Source organism: Qipengyuania nanhaisediminis (assembly GCF_900115585.1).
In the GTDB taxonomy this organism is placed as follows: Bacteria; Pseudomonadota; Alphaproteobacteria; order Sphingomonadales; family Sphingomonadaceae; genus Qipengyuania; species Qipengyuania nanhaisediminis.
Genome location: NZ_FOWZ01000001.1, coordinates 539,057 through 558,023 on the forward strand (window position 1 = coordinate 539,057; position 18,967 = coordinate 558,023).

Consider the following 18,967-nt stretch of genomic DNA (forward strand, 5'->3'; position numbering starts at 1 on the left):
ATTTGAGAAAAAACGCAAAATCAATAGCTTAAAATCGATAGATCATTCTTCCGGAGTGACTTCCCGATAGACAGCCTTCTGTGGCTCGGAAACCGTCACCGGCACCAGCATATACTCCTGGCCATAATAGCTTGGCGAGTGACGTAGCTCGCCTGCAGCGGCACTTTCCATATAGTCGTCGAGGTAGGCCTCGCATTCTCCATAGAGCGAGGCTGCTCCACGCCGCGCGTCGTCTACGGAATCCCCGACAGCGCTACCCGCTGCTGCGCCCACGCCTGCTCCTACGACGGTGCCGAGCGAGCGATTCCCGTCGCCGGCTATTCGATTTCCGGCTACCCCGCCGATCGCTCCGCCAACCAAAGCGCCTAGAACCTTGCCCCGATCGGTCTCGTCATAAGTTGCCAATCGGCTACGGCATTCCGCAAGCCATGCCTCTCGATCGAATTGCACGACATGCGCACCGGCGGGAAGACCGATGACCTCCACCTGCTCGCCCTGACTGCCCTGAGTGTACATTCGCCGTTTCGTCACCACGCGTCGCGCGGTCGGTACTGAAGGGGTTCGGGTAAAGTTGGCTCCTGCTCGGTCAGGGACGTCCTCGATCTCGACTCTCTCGATAACGACCGGCGGTTGGCGCCTCGGAATGACGCGCTCCGTCGGAAATACCGTTTCAACGACTTCGACCTCAATTCCCCGGTCTGCCGGTGCGTCGCCCGCGCTTGCCGCGTCCCCTTCGGACGTCTGGGCAGACACTGGGGTGAACGCACACAGAGCTGCGCCGGACAGGGCGATGGCGAAATTCTTCATTCCCGAGACTCCATGAGGCAAAGGCTACTCGAGCCGAAATACCAAGCCGGGCCCGTTATCGCAAAGCGCCGCTGCCGACCGTCTTATTGCGGGGCAGAATCAGATCCGGTCGGACAGGATCGCGGCCAGTTTCTCTATCCCGGCGCGGTCTTCATTGTCGAAGCGAGCCTTTTGGGGGCTGTCCAGGTCGATAACCGCGACGACTTGGCCTTCGCGGACCACGGGAACGACCAGTTCCGAATTGGTATCGGCGTCGCATGCGATATGCCCCGGAAACGCGTGGACATCCTCGACCAACTGAGTTTCGTTCTTGGCTGCAGCTACACCGCAAACGCCGCTACCGAGCGGTATCCGGATGCAGGCCGGACGGCCCACAAAAGGACCGAGCACGAGCTCACCCTCGACAAGGCGATAAAAACCCGCCCAGTTCAGCTCTGGAAGGAACTCCCAAAGCAAGGCAGCGCTGTTCGCCATATTGGCGACGGCATCCGGCTCGCCGGACGTCAGGGCGTCCGCCGCCTCGCATAGTTGCCGGTATGCTTCGGGCTTGGGGCAATCGGGATCGGGACGAAAATCAAACATGCCAGCGATCTAGGCGGCGGCGCGCGCGATGCAAGGGGCGTTGCGGGTCAAGCCTCGCTGGCGTAACGCTGGATCGCATGAGCATCCTCAAAAAGCTGGGCATCGCCCTTCTCGTCATAATCGTGATCCTCGGGATCGTCTTCTTCTTCGTCTCGCGCGGCGACACGGCCGACATTCCGTTCGACGAGGTGGTGGGCACCGATCCGCGTCTCGATGAACCGGATGCCGAAACCTTCCCGACCATTGCGATCGCCGAGCCGATCGGCTGGCAGGAAGGCGAAGTGCCGGATGCCGCAGAAGGCTTTCAGGTGCAGCGCTTTGCGGACGGGTTGGACCATCCGCGTACCCTGCAGGCCCTGCCGAACGGCGATATTCTGGTCTCGCTGACACGCGCTCCCGCCAAAGACGGGGGCGGCCTGACCGCGTGGATTGCCGATTTGCTGATGAGTCGTGCGGGCGCCGGGGGCGAATCGCCTAATCAGGTGGTCTTGCTTCGGGATGGTAACGGCGACGGAATTGCAGAAACGCGCCAGGTGCTCATCGACGGCCTCGATTCTCCTTCGGGCCTCGCCTGGACGGATGGCACTCTCTACGTCGCGAATCACGACGAAGTGCTTGCATTCCCCTACGAACTTGGTGCCGACGCACCTTCTGGCGAAGCGGTCAAGGTTGCCGACCTGGCGCCGGCTGGCGGCCACTGGATGCGTAATCTGGCCATCCACCCTGACGGTGACAGGCTCTATGTGGCGGTCGGTTCGGATACCAATATCGGCGACAAGGGTATGGAGGCAGAAGAGGGCCGCGCCCTGATTTGGGAGATTGATCTCGCTTCCGGAACCCAGCGAATGTTCGCCGGCGGGCTTCGCAATGCAAACGGCCTGGATTTCAGCCCCTGGTCGGGTGAGCTCTGGACGACCGTGAACGAGCGCGACATGCTCGGGTCGGACCTTGTGCCCGATTACCTCACCAATGTTCCCATAGGCGCGCAATACGGCTGGCCGTGGGTATATTGGGGCGACAACTTCGATCGCCGCGTAAAATATCCCTACCCCTCTTACATCAACTACATTCGCACGCCCGAATATGCGCTTGGCCCTCACGTGGCGGCGCTGGGCCTGGTCTTCAGCCGCGAAGGTGCAGCATTGGGCGAGGGCTTCTCGAGCGGGGCCTTCATTGCGCGCCACGGTTCGTGGAACCGGAAGCCGCCGTCGGGCTACGACGTCGTTTACGTTCCTTTCGACGACCGCGGAAACCCGACCGGGCAGCCGATCGAGGTTCTGGGCGGCTTCCTGACCGGTGATGGGAAGACCCGCGGGCGGCCGACGTGGGTCGAATGGGCCGGAGACGGCTCGCTGCTGGTTAGCGACGACACTGCCGGGATCATCTGGCGCGTCAGCGCTCCAGGCGCCACGCCCCAGGGCGCTATCGAAAGGGTTACCGGTCGCAGCCTGCCTCCGCAGCGTGAGCTTAGAGGGCAAGCCGCGACGTTCTCCGGCGAAGATTTTGCCCGGGAAGTGACTGTAGACTAAGTCGCGCGGCGCAACTTGGCTTAGCCGAGCAGCGCCTCGGTGGGGATCGCGTAGAGATCTTCCGAACCTGCTGTCGCAGCGGCGCGCAGGCCGGCGGCTTCGGGCACGATACGATCGAGGAAGAACCGGACGCTCGCCGGCTTGGTCTTGGCCAATGCCGGTGCGCTTCCAGCCTCTACGGCGCGCAGCTGGCGCACCAGCTGCCATGCGGCGACAGCTACGGACAGCATTGTCGTAAAGGCCACGCTGCCTGCGAGGCGGTCGTCGAGGCTGGCTTCCTCGCGCATCCACTTGGCGACCGCTGCGCAATCGCCGGCGAGCGCAAACAACGCCGGTTCTTCGGCGCAGTCGCGCGCGATGTCTTCCGTCAGCGAGACTAGCGCTTGGCCGTCGTCCATGCCCAGCTTGCGTGTAACGAGGTCGGCGGCCTGAATACCGTTAGTGCCTTCGTAGATCGGTGCGATACGCGAATCGCGCCAATGCTGCGCGGCACCGGTCTCCTCGACAAATCCCATGCCTCCGTGGACCTGGATGCCAAGGCTGGCGACTTCGATCCCGATGTCCGTTCCCCACGCCTTGATCAGCGGCGTCAGGACTTCGCCACGCGCGCGCGCCGCATCGTCGCCCAGCGTTCCGCGATCGACCTGGCCAGCGGTGTAGTAAAGCAAGGCTCGCGCGCCCTCGGTCAGGGCCTTCATCCTCAGGAGCATGCGGCGTACGTCAGGATGCTCGATAATCGACACGGGATTGCGATCCGGAGAACCGGCGCGAGCCGATTGCACCCGCTCCTTAGCGTAATCGAGCGCCTGCTGGGTCGCGCGCTCGCCAATCTGGACGCCTTGGTTGCCGACATTGATGCGGGCATTGTTCATCATCGTGAACATGGCCATCAGCCCGCGGTGCGGAGCGCCGACCAGTTCGCCGATGCATTCGTCGTTATCGCCATAACTCATCACGCAGGTGGGCGAGGCGTTGATACCAAGCTTGTGCTCGAGGCTGACGCAGCGCACGTCGTTTCGCGCTCCGGGATTGCCCTCGGCATCGACGTGATATTTGGGCACGACGAAAAGGGAAATGCCCCTACTGCCTTCCGGCGCATCCGGCAGCCGGGCCAGCACGAGATGGATGATATTTTTCGAGAGCTCGTGTTCGCCCCAGGTTATGTAGATCTTCTGGCCCTTGATGCGGTATTTTCCGGCATGCTCACCATCTTCGATCGGTACGGCGGTTGCCCTGAGGGCGCCCACGTCGCTACCGGCCTGCGGCTCGGTAAGGTTCATCGTCCCGGACCATTCACCACTAACCAGTTTGGGAAGATATTTCTGCTGCAGTTCACCAGAACCGTGATGTTCTAGCGCCTCAATCGCGCCAACGCTCAGCATAGGCAGAAGGTTGAAGGCCATGTTTGCCGTGCCGAGATTTTCCAGCACATTGCATGCAAGCGTGAAGGGCAGACCCTGGCCACCGAATTCGGCAGGGGACGCGATCGCATTCCAGCCCTGTTCGACATAGGCCTCGTAGGCAGAGTCGAACCCGTCCGGCAGGCGCACCACCCCATTCTCTAGCTTTGCGCCCTCGAGATCACCGATTCGGTTGAGGGGGGCGAATTCCCCTGCCGCGAATTGTCCCACGCCCTCTACAATAGCCTCGACCATGTCGGGCTCGGCTGCGGCGAATTTCTCGGTCGTCGCGAGCTCTTCGATTCCGGCATTTACCCGAATGGCGAGCAGCTGGTCCTGGGTGGCGGGGGTGTAGGTCACGAATGCATTCCTCTTGGCTTTCTCGAGCGTCAGATATAGCGCGCGGGCATGAGCGGCAAATACGCTACGGAAACGCTTCAGGCGAACGAAAGTGGCATTGCACGTGCCGCGGCGATCCTGCGGGCGGGTGGGCTCGTCGCAGTGCCGACCGAAACGGTTTACGGACTCGCTGCGAGGGCGGACAGTGAAGAAGCAGTGGGCCGCATCTACGAGGCGAAGGGACGGCCGAGCTTCAATCCGCTCATCGTCCATGTGCCTACGATAGAGCGGGCGGAGCGCCTCGCTGTATTCAGCGCGAAAGCAAGGGAGCTTGCGCAGGATTACTGGCCGGGGCCCCTGACGCTCGTACTGCCCAGGCGGGAAGATGCAGGACTGGCAGCAAGGGTCGCGGCCGGACTCCCGACGCTGGCCCTGCGTATGCCGGATCATCCTGTCATGTCGGCATTGCTCGAAGCTGTCGACTTTCCCTTGGCGGCCCCGTCCGCCAATCGCAGCGGCTTTATCAGCCCGACGAGTGCGAAGCATGTGCTTGCCTCCTTGGATGGCCGTATCGATGCGGTGATCGATGGGGGAGCGTCGCAGGCGGGGCTTGAATCGACGATTCTTGCTGTCCGGGACGACGGTAACGTCGACCAGCTACGACCGGGTCCGGTCAAAGTTGCGCGGCGCAACTCGGCTTCCGGCTTTGCGGGCATCGAGGCGCCGGGCCAGCTCGCCAGCCATTACGCTCCCGGAAAGCCCTTGCGCCTCAATGCTGGCGACCATGGAGATGACGAGTTCATGATCGGCTTCGGCGATATCGCTGGAGATTGCACGCTGTCCGAGGTCGGCGATCTCAAAGAGGCGGCGTCACGCCTCTATGCCTGCCTGCACCTCGGCGCGGCATCCGACAAGCCGCGCATGGCTGTGGCATCCATCCCGGATCGGGATATCGGCAAGGCGATCAACGACAGGCTGCGCCGCGCGGCGACACCGCCGGATTAATCTTCGTCAGGTTCGACGGGAATAGTCGGCAAGATTTGCTGCATCTCGGCGTAGGTATCGCGCGCCTCGCTGCAGGCTCGGCGATTGCCTTCCTCGCATTCATCCAGCTGCTTTTCGTATTCCCGTTCCAGATTGGCCAGGCGCTCTTCGCGACGGCGAATCTCGCGCCCGCGCTTTTCATCGGCTTCCGACTGGCTGGTAGTCGCCAGGTCTACACCTTTGCTCACAACCTTTACGGGAGCGGTCGCAACATCGACAAGCGTGCTTACGCAGCCGCTTACGGAAAATGCGGCGAAAATCAGGGCAAGGGTGGCTGGGCGGCGCATGCGAAGTCCTTTCGCGTGGCCGCCTAGCCCATATTCCCTTGCCAGGCGATGACTTAAGCTTCGGATTCTTCCGCGGCGTCGTCCTGCGCCGGTTTTGCGCCGCTGCGACATACCAGTTTGCCCGATCCCATCGAGGAGACTTCGCAGGTTGCGCTGCCGTTCACCGTCACCGTTCCCGATCCGACGATATTCGCTTCAACCGTGCCATCGGACGAAAATTCCGCATCGCCCGAACCGGCGACGGTGACTTCCGCGGTGTCGACCTGGAGATTGCTCATCGCGCCCTTACCGGTCCCGGCAATCGTCATTTCAAGCGACTTCGCATCGCCGGATGCCTCGAAATCGCCCGAGCCGGCAATGGTAACTTCGAGCTTCTCGGCCGCGATGGTGCCGACTTTCGCCGATCCCGACCCCGCGATGGTCGCTTCGGCCGGTCCGCTCATTTCGTCGGCTTCTATGGTGCCAGAGCCAGCGAGGACCATGGCGGTCAGGCTAGGCATGGTGACCCGCACGGTAGCCGTGCCGAGGTCCTTGCCGCTGTCCTTTTCGCGGCTCACGGCGAGAGAGTCGTTATCGAGATGAAAGCGCAAGGCATCGACTGCAGCCTGGTCGCCGGAGACCTCGATATCGAGCGCGTCGCCTTTGTTGACGATGATCGTGTCGGGCGAGGCGAGAACGATTTCCGAAGGGTTCGCACCGGCCATGTCGACTTCTGCCAGCGGCACGCCTTCGCTATCGCCGATAGTGACGTTCACGCCGTCGCAACCCGCGATAAGCGTGCTGGCGGCCAGGGCGGCGACGGGCGCGAGGCCCTTGAGAATTCTGGTCAGCATTGGCGGTATCCCTCTATTGCCCGCATTTTCCGTATTGCCTACGTAATACACTGAGGCCGCCAATTCAAGGCAAACGAAAAGGGCCGCCCCTTGCGGAGCGGCCCCTTCGTCGATTGCTCGATGGCGTTTGCCGATCAGGCTTCTTCGGTGTTCTCGTAATACTGCGGCGCATGCTCGCGCAGGACATCGAGGATCTTTTCAAGCGCAGTCGCTTCGTCGGTTTCTTCCATCGCACCGAGCTCGCGAGCGAGGCGGCTGGAGGCAGCTTCGAAGATCTGGCGTTCGGAATAGCTCTGTTCCGGCTGATCGTCGGGACGGAAAAGATCGCGCGTCACTTCGGCGATCAAGACGATTTCGCCCGAATTGATCTTGGCTTCGTATTCCTGCGCACGGCGCGACCACATGGTCCGCTTGACCTTGGGCTTGCCCTTCAGGGTTTCCATCGCTTCCTTGAGCGTCTTGTCCGACGACAGCTTACGCATACCAATCGATTCGACCTTGTTGACCGGGACGCGCAGGGTCATCCGCTCTTTTTCAAAACGCAGTACGTAGAGGTCGAGCTGCATTCCCGCGATTTCTTCGCTCTGCAGTTCGATCACACGGCCCACACCGTGCTTGGGGTAAACGACGTAATCGCCAACGTCGAAGGCATCAGCCTTGCTCGCCATGCATAATCCTTTCACCGGGCCGACCGAGATTTCCGCGCTGCGAATGACCCTGCCCGCAATCCCCAAGGGAGCACGGTATAGTGGTCAAATTGCAGGTTGGATGCTCTTCCGGCCCTTTCGATTCTCACATCTGGCCGGGAGCACACCGGCGCAGTTGTTGCATTATATAGCACAGTATGTGGATTATTGCGAGTCTGCGACGCTTTCGGTCGATCGGGTTCGCGCTCCCTTCGCGCGCTCCGCCACCAGTTCCGCCCCGAGCAAGAGGAAGAAGCCGCTGGCATAGAACCAGGTGATCAGGACGATCACCGCACCCAGCGATCCGTAAGTGGCGTTGTAATTGCCGAAATTTGCGGCGTAGTAGGCGAAGGCTGCTGTTGCCGCGATCCAGGTCACTGCAAACAGTATGGCACCGGGCCAGATGACGTCCCAATCGGGCGCGGGCTTGTTGGGTGCAAAACGGTAGAGCAGGGCGGCCGCACCGCTGGCGACAAGCAGGAGGGTCGCGAAACCCGCAATATCGCCGATCGGACCGGACACTGCGGCAATGGCGGTAATCACCCCGCCGGCGGCGGCCAGTCCCACGACGCCTGCTATCGTTATAAGCAGTGCGACCAGGTTACCTTTTACGAAGCCGCGCTCTTCCTTCGCGCCCAAAGCGATGTTCAAACCCGTCATCAGGGCGCGCGCTCCGTTGCGGGCGCCGAACAGGGCAATTGCGAGCGAAAGCAGCAGGCCGAATCCCTTCGCCCCGGCTGCGCCTTCGCTCACATTCTTCAATTGATCGCCGATCAGTTCTGCCGCAGATGCGGGCAAATTCTCTGATAATGTCGCAATATGGCCCGCGACCGTCTCCGGATCGGCGAAGAGGCCATAGCCGAGAACCACTGCGCCGAGCGTAGGCACGAGGGCGAGCAACGCATAATGCGCCACTCCCGCAGCGATGATACCGATATTGTCTTCGCCGCCCCTGGCCCAAGCGGCTTTCAGATCGTCCAGCAAAGCGATGGCTGGATCAGTCGCCTTCGCCGGGTTCAGGCGAGAAGTACTTGTCGAACTTGCCTTCTTCGCCCTTGTGTTCGTCCGCATCTGCGGGCGGCTCTTTCTGGCTGGTGATGTTCGGCCATTCGGCGGAGAACTTGGTGTTCAGCTCGAGCCACTTTTCCAGATTGTCTTCCGTGTCCGGCAGGATGGCTTCGGCCGGGCATTCCGGCTCGCACACGCCGCAATCGATGCATTCAGACGGGTTGATGACGAGCATGTTCTCGCCTTCGTAGAAGCAGTCGACGGGGCAGACCTCGACGCAATCGGTGTATTTGCATTTGATACAAGCGTCGGTGACGACATAGGTCATGGTGCGATATTTCCCTGTCTCGCAGTGGTCTTGCCGCTGCTATTTCCATTTTGTCCGCCCGGGTCAAGCTCGCGGTAGCAAGCCTGCGCTTCTCTTGGGGGTCCGCGGCGATCGGGTAGTGAGAGAACTTCGATCAGGCGCACTGCGTTCCCGAGGGGGAGGGTGAGCACATCGCCCGGCTGGATGTCCCGGCTGGACCTGGTGACGCGTTCGCCATTGCGCCGGATGTGACCCATGCCGACCAGCCTGTTCGCCGCGCTGCGGGTTCGCACGAAGCGCAGCAAGCAGAGCAAACGGTCGATCCGCACGCTCAGCCCTGCTTCATGAGATCCGCCAGCCCGGCAAATGCGCTGCCTTCGCGCGGTTTGCTCGCGGCGGGAGCGCTGCGTTGCTGCTTGCGGCGGGAGGGACGCCACTCCCAGCTGTCGGGACGGGGCGGACCGAATGCGCCTTCTGCCAAGGGCTTCGCGCGCTGGACCCGGAATCCGGCCTGTCCGAGCAGGCGCTCGGCATTCTTTTCTTCCAGGCCGATCGAGATCGGAAGGGCGAGGTCGAGGCGGAATTTGCGGCTCTTGTCCGCCTTGGCCCGCGCTTCGTGGGCGGAGCGAAAGATCTTCTCTGCAAGGTCGAGCCGGATGGCCTGCGACCCGGCATGGCGATAGCCCGACGGAAGCTTCTTCGCGTCCGGAATGACAGGAAGCATGGCCTCCTGCAGCGGACGACGATCGATGCCCAGCGCATGGAGCAGCTGTCGCGGCGCAGGCTTGAGCAGCATCGGCGAATAGATGTCGAGAGCGCCGAACGTGACCCCGATCTTGCGCAGGAAAGGGCGCATTTCCTTGGGCAGATGCTCGATCCCTGCTTTTTCGCGCGTGACGAAGCCGTGGCCAGAAATGAGGTTCAACAACAAGGCGCGGGCCTGCGATCCGGCATCGGGATTGGTGGCGGCGATATGCATCTTGCGCAGCGGCTCGAGCGGCTCGAGCTGCTTGTCGAGCCATGCGTCGAGCGCCGCCATCAGATTGGCTCGCGAAGCATCGGACAGGCTTGCCAGCTCTCGTGCAGGTTCGAGCTCGGGCTTCACCTGCCCGTCGCGCGTACGCAGTTTCGCAAGCATCTGGCCCTTCCACCGGATGGCCCCACGTCCGATCTCGATCTCCTCCATCCCGGACGCAGCCAAGGCATCGGCGCGTTCGCCAAGCAGGCGCGGCAAAGCCTTTTCGGCCGCAGCAAGAAGCATCTTGCGGTCCGCATGATTGGCCGCCGCATCCACGACAAACCGGAATCCCTCGACATGGCCCAAGGGTTCGTCCTCGACCTTGAGGATGCCGTCGTCCGTAAGGGTAATGGGGAGCATGGATGCGTCCTGTCCCAGCGATTTCATCAGGATAGCCGTCCTTCGGTTCACGAATCTTTCGGTCAGCCGCGCATGGAGCGCGTCCGATAGTTTTGCTTCGACTGCGCGGGCACGCGACGCCATTTCGTCACGCGCCAGAACCCAGTCCGGGCGCTGGCAGATATAAGCCCAGGAGCGAATCGCGGCGATCCGCCCTTGCAGGGTATCGATGTCACCACTCGTATTGTCGAGTTCGGAGATCCGCGCCGCGACGAAGTCCGCTCCGATATAGCCCTGCTGGAGATCTTGCCACAACCGCGCAACGAAGCGGGCATGTACGTCCGGCCCACGCTGGCGGAAGTCGGGAAGCGAGCAGGCCTCCCAGAACCGGCGAACCTGTCCGTGGCCGCGGATGGTGGCGGCGAAAGGCTCTTCGGCGAGGCGCTTGAGGGTGGCCAGGTCGATCGCTTCCGGCGCAAGGCGGAGCGCTTCGTGCCGGGGCGGCGTCTCCAAATCGCCTATCAGTGTGGCGATATTGTCGAAGCGTGGCTCCGCCTCTCTCCAGAACAGCTTGGTGATCGGCGCGAAGCGGTGTTCCTCGATCGCGTAGACTTCTTCCTCGGTAAATTCTGGGGCGGGCCCCATCTTCCCGCCTGCACCGGCGAGCGTCCCGAAGGTCCCGTCCCGCTGGTGGCGGCCTGCGCGCCCGGCAATCTGGGCCATTTCGGCCGGATGAAGCCTGCGCATCCGCACGCCGTCGAACTTGGTCAGCCCCGCGAAGGCCACGTGGTTCACATCGAGGTTGAGCCCCATCCCGATGGCGTCGGTCGCGACGATGTAGTCGACTTCACCATTCTGGAACAATTCGACCTGTTTGTTGCGCGTTTCCGGTGAAAGCGCTCCCATGACGACAGCCGCACCGCCGCGAAACCTGCGGAGCATCTCGGCGACGGCGTAGACCGCTTCGGAACTGAACGCGACAATCGCGCTGCGCGGCGGCAGGCGCGACAATTTCCTCGGTCCGATATGCGTAAGCGTCGAAAAGCGCGGCCGGTCGGATATCTCGGCGTCGGGAACGAGTGCCTTGACCATCGGCTCCAGGGTTGCGGCACCCAGCAGCATCGTTTCCTCACGCCCGCGCGCATTGAGCAGGCGATCGGTAAAGACGTGTCCCCGTTCGCGGTCGGCGGACAGCTGTGCTTCGTCGAGTGCGACGAAGGCCGCGTCGGGCGACCGAGGCATGGCCTCCACCGTGCAGCACAGGTATCGCGCCCCAGCAGGCTCGATGCGCTGCTCGCCGGTAATCAGCGCGACCGCCTTCTCGCCCTTTATCGCGACCAGTCGGTCATAGACTTCGCGCGCAAGCAGGCGCAGCGGGAAGCCGATCACACCGCTCGAATGCGCGCACATTCGTTCGATGGCGAGGTGGGTCTTGCCGGTATTGGTGGGCCCGAGGACCGCCTTGATCGAGGCGTCTTTCACGAAACCTAGGTGGCAGTGCGCCGCAGGCAGTGCAACCGCTCGCCACGCAATACCCGCAACTCGGCGCAATTCGGGCCCGAGAAGGCCTGAGTTAAGCGTGTCTTTACCTTGAATCCTGCATAGACTACTCCGCAAATATAGATCGGCGGGCGCGCGGGATCGCGCCATTCGTCGTGACGGAGGAATTCAGGTGCAGGTGTCCGGTTTGGACAAGCCAGATCAGATTTCGGTGGGGCAGGCTGCGGGTGAGCGCGCTCCTGATGCTGATCCTGTGGCCGATGCAACCGGCCGCGCCGGCAGCACCGGCAAGTTCTCTCTCGGCACGCTCAAATCGCAAGTTTTCGCTCGCATCGAAACACTCGACATCGCGCCTGACCTCGGGGCCGACATCGGCTCGAAGCGCTGGTTCAGGGGGCTGGGCACCTTTGTCGGCCTGTCTGTCGTAGCACTGGCATTCTGGCCCGATTTTGCGCCGCTGGAAGCTGCTTCGCCGCTGCCTGACGATGGCGAAATCCTTGGCGAGTATCACAGCCAGGCGATCCTTCCGCTTGCGCTCGGAGCCGATACCGGGCGCCGGATGGGGCCGAGCAACCTCGTGAGACCGCTGGCCGAGGCGCCCGAACGTCCGCAGTTACAGATGCTGGCAACGCTGGGGTCGGGAGACAGCTTCGAGCGAACCCTGCTGCGATCGGGTGTCGGCAGGTCGGAAGCACAAGACATCCTGTCGCTGGTGGAACGGGCCATGCCGCTGAGTGAGCTTGAGCCGGGCACCCAGATCGACATCACCTTGGGCCGGCGACCAGCTCCCGGGGCTTCGCGGCCTTTGGAAGAACTGAAGTTCCGCGCACGCTTCGATCTCGAATTGGCTGTGTCCAGACTGGACCCCGGCGACAACCTGACTTTGTCGCGCAAGATCATCCGGGTCGATGAAACGCCGCTTCGCATCCGCGGAACCGTAGGCGACAGCCTGTATCGGTCCGCCCGGGCCGCCGGAGCGCCGGCAAGCGCGATCCAGGCATATCTCAAGGCCCTCTCCGCTCAGGTCAGCCTCGACAGCGAAGTCCGCGAGACGGACACTTTCGATATGATCATCTCGCATCGCCGTGCTGCGACGGGGGAGCGTCAGGCGGGCCAGCTGCTGTTTGCCGGACTGGAGCGCGGTTCGCGCCAGCCGATCCAACTGATGCGTTGGGGCAAGGACGGACAGTTCTACGAAGCTTCGGGCGTGGGGGAAGAGCGCGGCGGCCTGATGGCACCGGTTCCGGGCCGAATGAGCTCGAGCTACGGTATGCGTCGCCACCCCATTCTTGGCTATCGGCGAATGCATGCCGGGGTCGATTTCAAAGCGCGCCACGGCACGCCGATAGTCGCCGTAACCGATGGCCGGGTGACCGGAGCAGGCCGAATGGGCGGGTGCGGCAATGCGGTGCGCCTGCGTCACGGGAACGGCATCGATACGCGCTATTGCCACATGAGCCGGATCGCGGTGCGCGGCGGCCAATCGGTCAAGCGTGGGCAGGTCATCGGCTACGTCGGATCGACCGGCCTTTCGACGGGACCGCACCTTCACTACGAAATGTATCGCGGTGGCCGCTCGGTAAATCCGGCGTCGGTGAAGTTTGTCACCCGCGCCCAGCTTTCCGGCGACGAGCTTCAGAAATTCCGCGAGGCGCTGCGCAAGATCAGAACCGTCGAAGCAGGGGCTGCGCTGGAAGATCTGGCGCCTACAGCGGATGAAGCGGCGGAAGAAGGGCCGAAGCGCGAGATCGACAAGCTCAACATGCCGCAGCAGGTATCCTGAGATTGAACCGCCACAGCGATTGCAGCACAGGGGCCCCATGACGAGCAACGCATCCTACCCAGCCACGCGCATGCGCCGCACGCGAGCCCACGATTGGAGCCGCCGCATGCAGCGCGAAACCGTGCTGACCGTGTCCGATCTGATCTGGCCGCTTTTCGTGACCGACGGCGAAGGTGTGGAGGATCCGGTACAGAGCCTGCCCGGAGTATCGCGCTGGTCGGTCGACGGGATCGTCAAGCGGGCGAGGGAAGCTGTCGACCTGGGCATTCCCTGCATCGCTCTTTTCCCGAACACTCCGGAAAGCGCGCGCAGCGAGGACGGTGCAGAGGCCCTCAATCCGGACAATCTGATGTGCCGGGCCATCAAGGCCGTTCGCGACGCTTGCGGGAGCGATATCGGCATCCTCACCGATGTGGCGCTCGACCCTTATACAAGTCACGGCCAGGACGGGCTGGTCAATGAGGACGGCTATGTCCTGAACGACGACACCGTCGCAGTTCTGGTCGACCAGGCGCTGGTCCAGGCAGACGCCGGGGCGGATATCGTCGCGCCATCGGACATGATGGACGGCCGCGTGAAGGCCATTCGCATGGCGCTCGAGATGAACGGGCATCCCAATGTCCAGATCATGAGCTACGCCGCGAAGTATGCTTCGGCCTTCTATGGCCCGTTCCGTGACGCCGTGGGGTCCGGCGGTCTGCTCAAGGGCGACAAGAAGAGCTACCAGATGGACCCTGCCAACGGTGACGAGGCCTTGCGCGAAATTGCGCTCGATATCGCCGAGGGGGCTGACAGCGTCATGGTGAAGCCCGGTCTCGCCTACCTCGACGTTATCTGGCGGGCGAAGCAGGCATTCGGCGTTCCGGTCTATGCTTACCAGGTCAGCGGCGAATATGCGCTGATCGAGGCAGGCGCTGCAGCGGGCATCGGCGACCGCGATGCCTTGCTTATGGAGAAGCTCGTCGCATTCAAGCGTGCCGGATGTTCGGGCGTGCTGACCTATCACGCCCCTGTGGCGGCAAGGCTGCTAAATGGCTGAGGCGGGTAGCGCAGCTTCGCGCCGCTGGCTGTTCACTCTCACGATCTTCGTGGGCAGTTTCCTGCTGTTCATGGTCCAGCCGATGGTCGCGCGCATGGCATTGCCGCGGCTCGGCGGCGCGCCCAATGTCTGGAACAGCGCGATGCTGGTTTACCAGGCGCTGCTTCTCGGCGGATACGCTTACGCACATTTCATCGGCAGGTTTGCGATCAAGCGCCAGGCGATGGTCCACGTCGCCTTGCTCGTCCTCGCCGGCCTGACCCTGCCGCTTGCACTGAAGGCAGGCGGCGCTGCGGCTCCGGGCTGGGAAGTCGTCTGGGTGCCGTGGCTCTTCCTCCTGACCGTGGGCCCGGTCTTCTTCGCCGTTTCGGCACAGGCACCGCTAATGCAGAGCTGGTACGCCGCGGGCGACGGAGCGGGCGATCCATATCCGCTTTATGCTGCCAGCAATCTCGGAAGCTTCGGCGGGCTGCTTGCCTATCCTCTCCTCGTCGAACCCATCCTTCCTCTCGGCGAGCAAAGCCAGCTCTGGACGATCGGGTACGGCGCCTTGGTCCTGCTGGTCGCGAGCGTTGCCTTCGCGCGGCGCAAGGCGGTTGCGGTCACTCATGTCGCCGAAGAGGCGCATTCCAAGATCAAGGGCTCCACAATCGCGCTGTGGTTGATCTTGTCGGCCGTGCCTTCGGGATTGATGCTTTCAACGACCACCTTCCTCACGACCGACATCATGGCGATGCCGCTGTTGTGGGTGATTCCGCTCGGTCTTTACCTGCTCTCGTTCTCGATTGCCTTTGCCGAGAACCGCAAACTGGCCCGGCTGTTCGTGCTGTCCGCGCCGGTATTGGTGCCCCTGTGTGCAGCGCTTTCGATCGGCGAGAAAGCGGACCTTGGGGTAACCGCCGGGATAGCCACGATAGCGCTGCTCTTCATCGGAGCGATTGCGCTCCACGCGCGCCTTTACTCCTTGCGCCCGCCGGCGAGCGAACTTACGCGCTTCTATCTCTTCATGTCGCTTGGCGGCGTGATAGGCGGGGCTTTCACCGCCCTGTTTGCACCAGTCCTGTTTGATTGGACCTGGGAGCATCCCATCCTGATCATCGCGCTGGTAGCGCTCTTGCCACTGGACGGTTGGAAGCACCTGCTCGAGCGCATCCGTATCCGGCAAATCCTGTTTCGTGCCGGACTGGTCTTCGCAGTTTTCTGCGTGATGATGTTTACGGGCCTGACGACACAAATCGCCCTGAGCACTGTAGGCGACCGGACCCGAAGCTATTTCGGAATCTACACTGTCGCGGAACAGAACGACGGTTCGCGCTGGCTCATCCACGGCACGACGACCCACGGAATGCAGATGGAGGGAAGTACCGAGCCGACGACATATTATGGCCGCGATTCCGGTGTCGGTCGGGTGCTGGCACAGACGCCGCGCCTGGTCGGTGACGAGGCGCGCGTCGGCGTAGTCGGCCTGGGGGTCGGAACGCTCGCCTGCTATCGCCAGCCGGGCCAGGAGTGGACCTATTTCGAGATCGACCCCGCCGTCCTCGACTATTCCACCCGCGGGCAATTCACCTACCTTTCGGAATGTACCCCCGATGCGCAAACAATCATCGGTGATGCGCGTCTGGAGCTGGCAGCCTTGCCAAGCGATGCGTTCGATGTGCTCGTCATCGATGCTTTCTCGTCTGATTCCATTCCGCTGCACTTGCTGACCCGCGAGGCAATCGCCGTGTACCGGCGGGTGATGCAGCCCGATGGCGTACTTCTGATCCACATCAGCAATCGCTTCATCAAGCTCGAGCCGGTGATCGAAGCTCTGGCGCGTGATGCCGGGCTAACCGCCACCATCCGCAACGATATGGAAAACAAGGAAGCGCGGACGTTCACGTCCGGCTGGATCGCGCTGAGCGCTGACGGATCCAAGCTCGAGAGCATTACCGCGCAAGAAGGTTGGGAGCCCTTGGGCGAGCCTGCCGAAAGGCTCTGGACGGACGACTACGCTTCGGTACTTCCGCATCTGAAGGTGAACCTGACCGAATGAACGGCGCCCCCTTCCGGCATGAGACTGATAGGCTGGTCCTGCGGGACTGGAGGGACGAGGACTGGCCTCTTTTCTGGGAGGCGACCAATACAACCTCCGTAATGCGCTGGCTGGGCGGGATCTGCGACGATGAAAAGCGCGCCGCTGCGCAAAACCGCTTGCTCTCCTATCAAGAGGAGCATGGCCACACCTTCTGGGTGGTGGAACGCAAGTCCGACGGCTCCATTCTCGGCTTTTGCGGCTTGAAGCGGTGTAACCAGGCCGGCGGGCCGGTCGGCATGATGGAGGTCGGCTGGCGCCTGCGCGAAGATGCCTGGGGTAAGGGCTACGCAAAAGAGGCAGCCATAGCGTCGTTGGATCTCGCTTTCGCCCGCTTTGGCGCAGAAGAAGTGATCGCCCTGACCGTCCACGGCAATTCCCCCAGCTGGGGACTCATGGAAAGGCTCGGTATGAAGCGGCGCGAGGATCTGGACTTCGCCAATGACGAGTTCGATGCGGAGAACCCTGTAATCATCGTGTACTCGATCGAGGCGGATAGCTGGAATGGCTGACATTATCGCTGAAACCGACCGTCTCATCCTGCGAACAATCAAAGAGAGCGACGCTGCAGAGCAGATGCGCGTTCTCAACACGCCAACGGTGATGGCGAGACTCGGCGGTGTAAAGGAACTGCACGAAATCGAGGCGAAGCATGCGAAGGCCCAGGCGCTTTATTCGCGTCACGGCTTCAGCTTCCTGATGATGATCGAAAAGGCGACCGGCGATCTCGTGGGTCATTGCGGGATCAAGCAGGTCGACAACCCGCTTGCTCCGAACCAGGGCGATCACGAAGTCGGCTGGCTGGTCCGCGAAGACCGGTGGAGGCGCGGCTATGCGCGAGAGGCGATGGAGGCGGTGCTCGAATGGGCATTCTGCCGGGTGCATGCGCCGCACGTCGTCGCCTTGACCAGCGAGGCGAATGTCGGAAGCTGGAAACTGATGGAAAAGCTCGGCATGACGCGGCGGACCGATCTCGATTTCGATGATCCCGAATACCCGCCCGAAGACCAGCGGGTCATCCAGTACAGCCTGACCCGTGAGGAATGGGAGAAGAACCAATGAACCGCCCCGGTGTGAATATCGTGCCGATCCACGGCAAGACTCCGAAGATCGACGACAGCGCATTCATCGCACCCGGCTGCACTATCGTTGGCGATGTCACGATCGGGGCAGAAAGTTCGATCTGGTACAACTGTGTCCTGCGCGCGGATGTCAGCCGTATCGTCATCGGGGAGCGGACGAATGTGCAGGATGGCAGCGTACTCCACTGCGATCCGCCGCGTCCGGGGGACCCAGATGGCTCTCCGCTCATCATCGGCGATGACGTATTGATCGGTCACATGGCCATGATCCACGGTTGCGTGATCGAAAACCGCGGGTTCGTCGGCCTTGGCGCAATCGCGATGAACAAGGCCGTGATCGGCAGCGATGCCATGCTCGCCGCCGGCGCCATGCTCACCGAAGGCAAGGTGATGGGAGAGCGGGAGTTGTGGGGCGGTCGCCCCGCGCGCAAGATGCGTGACCTCGACGAAGCGGCGGTGATGGGTATGCGAATGGGCACCGCGCATTACGCCGAAAACGCGCGGCACCATGCGGCGGCAGTGGATGAAGCGCTCAAGAGCTGACCTGCCCGAACCCGGTGCGCTTGCCCGTTTGATCGATTCCGAGGGCCGCCTTGCGGTCCGGGTCACTCCGGGCGCCCGGACACAAGCCATTCTGATCGAGAACGAGAAGGTGTCGGCCAAAGTCCGAGCCAAACCTCAGAATGGCGCGGCAAACGAGGCAGTGCGTGTCCTGCTTGCTCAGGCTTTGCGCGTTGCGCCGTCTGAGGTCGAATTGTTGCGCGGCGCAACTTCGCGCGAAAAGCTCTTCAGGATTATCCGGCAGCTTTGACGTAAGCGCCCATGTGCGGGACCAGGTCCGCCTTGCCGAGACCGACTCCGTTCATCCGCATGATGGCGTAGGCGGTGCTCGTGTGGAAATAGAAGTTCGGCAGTGCCCAATCGCGCGCATAGTCCTGCGCCGAAAGGTGGAAGGTCATGCCGATGGGTAATGTCATGTCGAATTTCTCTTCGGCGCCAAGGAAGTCGTCCGGACGAACCCGGTCGAGCATGGCCAAAGCTTCGCTGATCCGCTCCTTGGCTTCCGCAAAGGTCGCAGGATCGTCGTCCCTGGATGTGAAGTCGAGGCCCGCCAGCCTGGCCAGGCCCTCACCGGGCAGATTGGTCACGAAGCGATACTGGGTCGAGAGGGGGAGCATGTCATCCGCCAGCTTCTCGGCCAGCAATGCATCGCCTTTTTCGTGCGTGGCAGCCTTGTCGGTCATACCCGAAAGGGCGCGCAGCATGTTGCGCCACGTCGGTATCAGCAAATCGTGAGGTGTCATCGA

The 18,967-nt window shown here is 62.4% G+C and carries 20 protein-coding genes; 9 read left to right on the top strand and 11 right to left on the bottom strand.

Annotated elements, in window-relative coordinates; all coding sequences use genetic code 11:
• Positions 1-42: 42 nt before the first annotated feature.
• Both BM173_RS14740 and BM173_RS02775 read right to left on the bottom strand, forming a co-directional pair.
• Positions 43-807 (bottom strand): glycine zipper 2TM domain-containing protein, encoded by a 765-nt coding sequence (locus BM173_RS14740; RefSeq protein ID WP_245755733.1) that lies wholly within the window; start codon positions 805-807, stop codon positions 43-45.
• A gap of 99 nt (positions 808-906) precedes the next feature.
• Entirely contained in the window at positions 907-1,389 is a 483-nt protein-coding gene (locus BM173_RS02775) for a GAF domain-containing protein (RefSeq protein ID WP_090477084.1), read from the bottom strand.
• Between the two features lie 77 nt (positions 1,390-1,466).
• On the opposite strand from BM173_RS02775, the gene BM173_RS02780 reads away from it, so the two are divergent.
• Entirely contained in the window at positions 1,467-2,918 is a 1,452-nt protein-coding gene (locus BM173_RS02780) for a PQQ-dependent sugar dehydrogenase (protein WP_090477085.1), read from the top strand.
• A gap of 20 nt (positions 2,919-2,938) precedes the next feature.
• Here the strand turns inward: BM173_RS02780 and BM173_RS02785 are convergent, their stop codons facing one another.
• The gene (locus BM173_RS02785) at positions 2,939-4,678 is read right to left on the bottom strand and encodes an acyl-CoA dehydrogenase family protein (RefSeq protein ID WP_090477087.1); all 1,740 of its coding nucleotides are present in this window, start codon (positions 4,676-4,678) and stop codon (positions 2,939-2,941) included.
• Positions 4,679-4,726: 48 nt separating this feature from the next.
• Here BM173_RS02785 and BM173_RS02790 point away from each other — a divergent pair, with 48 nt between their 5' ends.
• Positions 4,727-5,662 (top strand): L-threonylcarbamoyladenylate synthase, encoded by a 936-nt coding sequence (locus BM173_RS02790; RefSeq protein WP_090477089.1) that lies wholly within the window; start codon positions 4,727-4,729, stop codon positions 5,660-5,662.
• On the opposite strand, the gene BM173_RS02795 is transcribed toward BM173_RS02790, so the two are convergent.
• From BM173_RS02795 to BM173_RS02825, 7 genes are all read right to left on the bottom strand, one after another.
• Entirely contained in the window at positions 5,659-5,988 is a 330-nt protein-coding gene (locus BM173_RS02795) for a hypothetical protein (RefSeq protein ID WP_090477091.1), read from the bottom strand. The genes BM173_RS02790 and BM173_RS02795 overlap by 4 nt on opposite strands.
• A 53-nt stretch (positions 5,989-6,041) precedes the next feature.
• Positions 6,042-6,821: a head GIN domain-containing protein gene (locus BM173_RS02800; protein ID WP_090477093.1), complete on the bottom strand. Its 780-nt coding sequence runs from the start codon at positions 6,819-6,821 to the stop codon at positions 6,042-6,044.
• 134 nt (positions 6,822-6,955) lie between these two features.
• Positions 6,956-7,489, bottom strand: coding sequence for a CarD family transcriptional regulator (locus BM173_RS02805; protein ID WP_090477095.1), 534 nt, complete (start codon positions 7,487-7,489; stop codon positions 6,956-6,958).
• Positions 7,490-7,672: 183 nt separating this feature from the next.
• Complete coding sequence (locus BM173_RS02810) at positions 7,673-8,491, bottom strand: YihY/virulence factor BrkB family protein (RefSeq protein WP_245755734.1); 819 nt, start codon at positions 8,489-8,491, stop codon at positions 7,673-7,675.
• Between the two features lie 13 nt (positions 8,492-8,504).
• Positions 8,505-8,843 carry a ferredoxin FdxA gene (fdxA, locus tag BM173_RS02815; RefSeq protein WP_040964444.1) on the bottom strand — a complete coding sequence of 113 codons (339 nt, stop codon included), beginning with the start codon at positions 8,841-8,843 and terminating at the stop codon, positions 8,505-8,507.
• A complete protein-coding gene (locus BM173_RS02820) occupies positions 8,840-9,259 on the bottom strand; it encodes an RNA-binding S4 domain-containing protein (RefSeq protein ID WP_342741967.1) in 420 nt (139 codons plus the stop codon). Before BM173_RS02820 ends, fdxA begins: the two co-directional genes overlap by 4 nt.
• Complete coding sequence (locus tag BM173_RS02825; protein ID WP_090477100.1) at positions 9,154-11,661, bottom strand: helicase-related protein; 2,508 nt, start codon at positions 11,659-11,661, stop codon at positions 9,154-9,156. The genes BM173_RS02820 and BM173_RS02825 overlap by 106 nt, the downstream gene beginning before the upstream one ends.
• Positions 11,662-11,857: 196 nt before the next feature.
• Between BM173_RS02825 and BM173_RS02830 the strand changes: the two genes are divergently transcribed.
• From BM173_RS02830 to BM173_RS02860, 7 genes are read left to right on the top strand one after another with little or no spacing between them, the layout of a single operon-like run.
• Entirely contained in the window at positions 11,858-13,462 is a 1,605-nt protein-coding gene (locus BM173_RS02830; RefSeq protein WP_425438792.1) for a peptidoglycan DD-metalloendopeptidase family protein, read from the top strand.
• Positions 13,463-13,499: 37 nt separating this feature from the next.
• Positions 13,500-14,501 carry a porphobilinogen synthase gene (gene hemB, locus BM173_RS02835; protein ID WP_090477102.1) on the top strand — a complete coding sequence of 334 codons (1,002 nt, stop codon included), beginning with the start codon at positions 13,500-13,502 and terminating at the stop codon, positions 14,499-14,501.
• Positions 14,494-16,539 (top strand): spermidine synthase, encoded by a 2,046-nt coding sequence (locus BM173_RS02840; protein WP_090477103.1) that lies wholly within the window; start codon positions 14,494-14,496, stop codon positions 16,537-16,539. The genes hemB and BM173_RS02840 overlap by 8 nt, the downstream gene beginning before the upstream one ends.
• On the top strand, positions 16,536-17,090 hold the full coding sequence (locus BM173_RS02845; protein ID WP_090477105.1) for a GNAT family N-acetyltransferase: 555 nt from the start codon (positions 16,536-16,538) through the stop codon (positions 17,088-17,090). Before BM173_RS02840 ends, BM173_RS02845 begins: the two co-directional genes overlap by 4 nt.
• Complete coding sequence (locus tag BM173_RS02850) at positions 17,083-17,640, top strand: GNAT family N-acetyltransferase (protein ID WP_090477107.1); 558 nt, start codon at positions 17,083-17,085, stop codon at positions 17,638-17,640. The genes BM173_RS02845 and BM173_RS02850 overlap by 8 nt, the downstream gene beginning before the upstream one ends.
• Positions 17,637-18,203, top strand: a complete 567-nt coding sequence (locus tag BM173_RS02855) for a gamma carbonic anhydrase family protein (protein WP_090477109.1) — start codon at positions 17,637-17,639, stop codon at positions 18,201-18,203. Before BM173_RS02850 ends, BM173_RS02855 begins: the two co-directional genes overlap by 4 nt.
• Complete coding sequence (locus BM173_RS02860) at positions 18,184-18,471, top strand: DUF167 domain-containing protein (protein WP_090477111.1); 288 nt, start codon at positions 18,184-18,186, stop codon at positions 18,469-18,471. Before BM173_RS02855 ends, BM173_RS02860 begins: the two co-directional genes overlap by 20 nt.
• Here BM173_RS02860 and BM173_RS02865 read toward each other — a convergent pair.
• Positions 18,455-18,964 (bottom strand): DUF1993 domain-containing protein, encoded by a 510-nt coding sequence (locus BM173_RS02865; RefSeq protein ID WP_090477112.1) that lies wholly within the window; start codon positions 18,962-18,964, stop codon positions 18,455-18,457. The genes BM173_RS02860 and BM173_RS02865 overlap by 17 nt on opposite strands.
• Positions 18,965-18,967: the final 3 nt, after the last annotated feature.

Excerpts from the sequence above, each read along its gene's own strand:
- BM173_RS14740 (WP_245755733.1), bottom strand. The coding sequence starts at position 807 with ATGAAGAATTTCGCCATCGCCCTGTCCGGCGCAGCTCTGTGTGCGTTC.
- BM173_RS02775 (WP_090477084.1), bottom strand. The coding sequence starts at position 1,389 with ATGTTTGATTTTCGTCCCGATCCCGATTGCCCCAAGCCCGAAGCATAC.
- BM173_RS02780 (WP_090477085.1), top strand. The coding sequence starts at position 1,467 with ATGAGCATCCTCAAAAAGCTGGGCATCGCCCTTCTCGTCATAATCGTG.
- BM173_RS02790 (WP_090477089.1), top strand. The coding sequence starts at position 4,727 with ATGAGCGGCAAATACGCTACGGAAACGCTTCAGGCGAACGAAAGTGGC.
- BM173_RS02795 (WP_090477091.1), bottom strand. The coding sequence starts at position 5,988 with ATGCGCCGCCCAGCCACCCTTGCCCTGATTTTCGCCGCATTTTCCGTA.
- BM173_RS02800 (WP_090477093.1), bottom strand. The coding sequence starts at position 6,821 with ATGCTGACCAGAATTCTCAAGGGCCTCGCGCCCGTCGCCGCCCTGGCC.
- BM173_RS02805 (WP_090477095.1), bottom strand. The coding sequence starts at position 7,489 with ATGGCGAGCAAGGCTGATGCCTTCGACGTTGGCGATTACGTCGTTTAC.
- fdxA (WP_040964444.1), bottom strand. The coding sequence starts at position 8,843 with ATGACCTATGTCGTCACCGACGCTTGTATCAAATGCAAATACACCGAT.
- hemB (WP_090477102.1), top strand. The coding sequence starts at position 13,500 with ATGACGAGCAACGCATCCTACCCAGCCACGCGCATGCGCCGCACGCGA.
- BM173_RS02840 (WP_090477103.1), top strand. The coding sequence starts at position 14,494 with ATGGCTGAGGCGGGTAGCGCAGCTTCGCGCCGCTGGCTGTTCACTCTC.
- BM173_RS02845 (WP_090477105.1), top strand. The coding sequence starts at position 16,536 with ATGAACGGCGCCCCCTTCCGGCATGAGACTGATAGGCTGGTCCTGCGG.
- BM173_RS02850 (WP_090477107.1), top strand. The coding sequence starts at position 17,083 with ATGGCTGACATTATCGCTGAAACCGACCGTCTCATCCTGCGAACAATC.
- BM173_RS02855 (WP_090477109.1), top strand. The coding sequence starts at position 17,637 with ATGAACCGCCCCGGTGTGAATATCGTGCCGATCCACGGCAAGACTCCG.
- BM173_RS02860 (WP_090477111.1), top strand. The coding sequence starts at position 18,184 with ATGAAGCGCTCAAGAGCTGACCTGCCCGAACCCGGTGCGCTTGCCCGT.
- BM173_RS02865 (WP_090477112.1), bottom strand. The coding sequence starts at position 18,964 with ATGACACCTCACGATTTGCTGATACCGACGTGGCGCAACATGCTGCGC.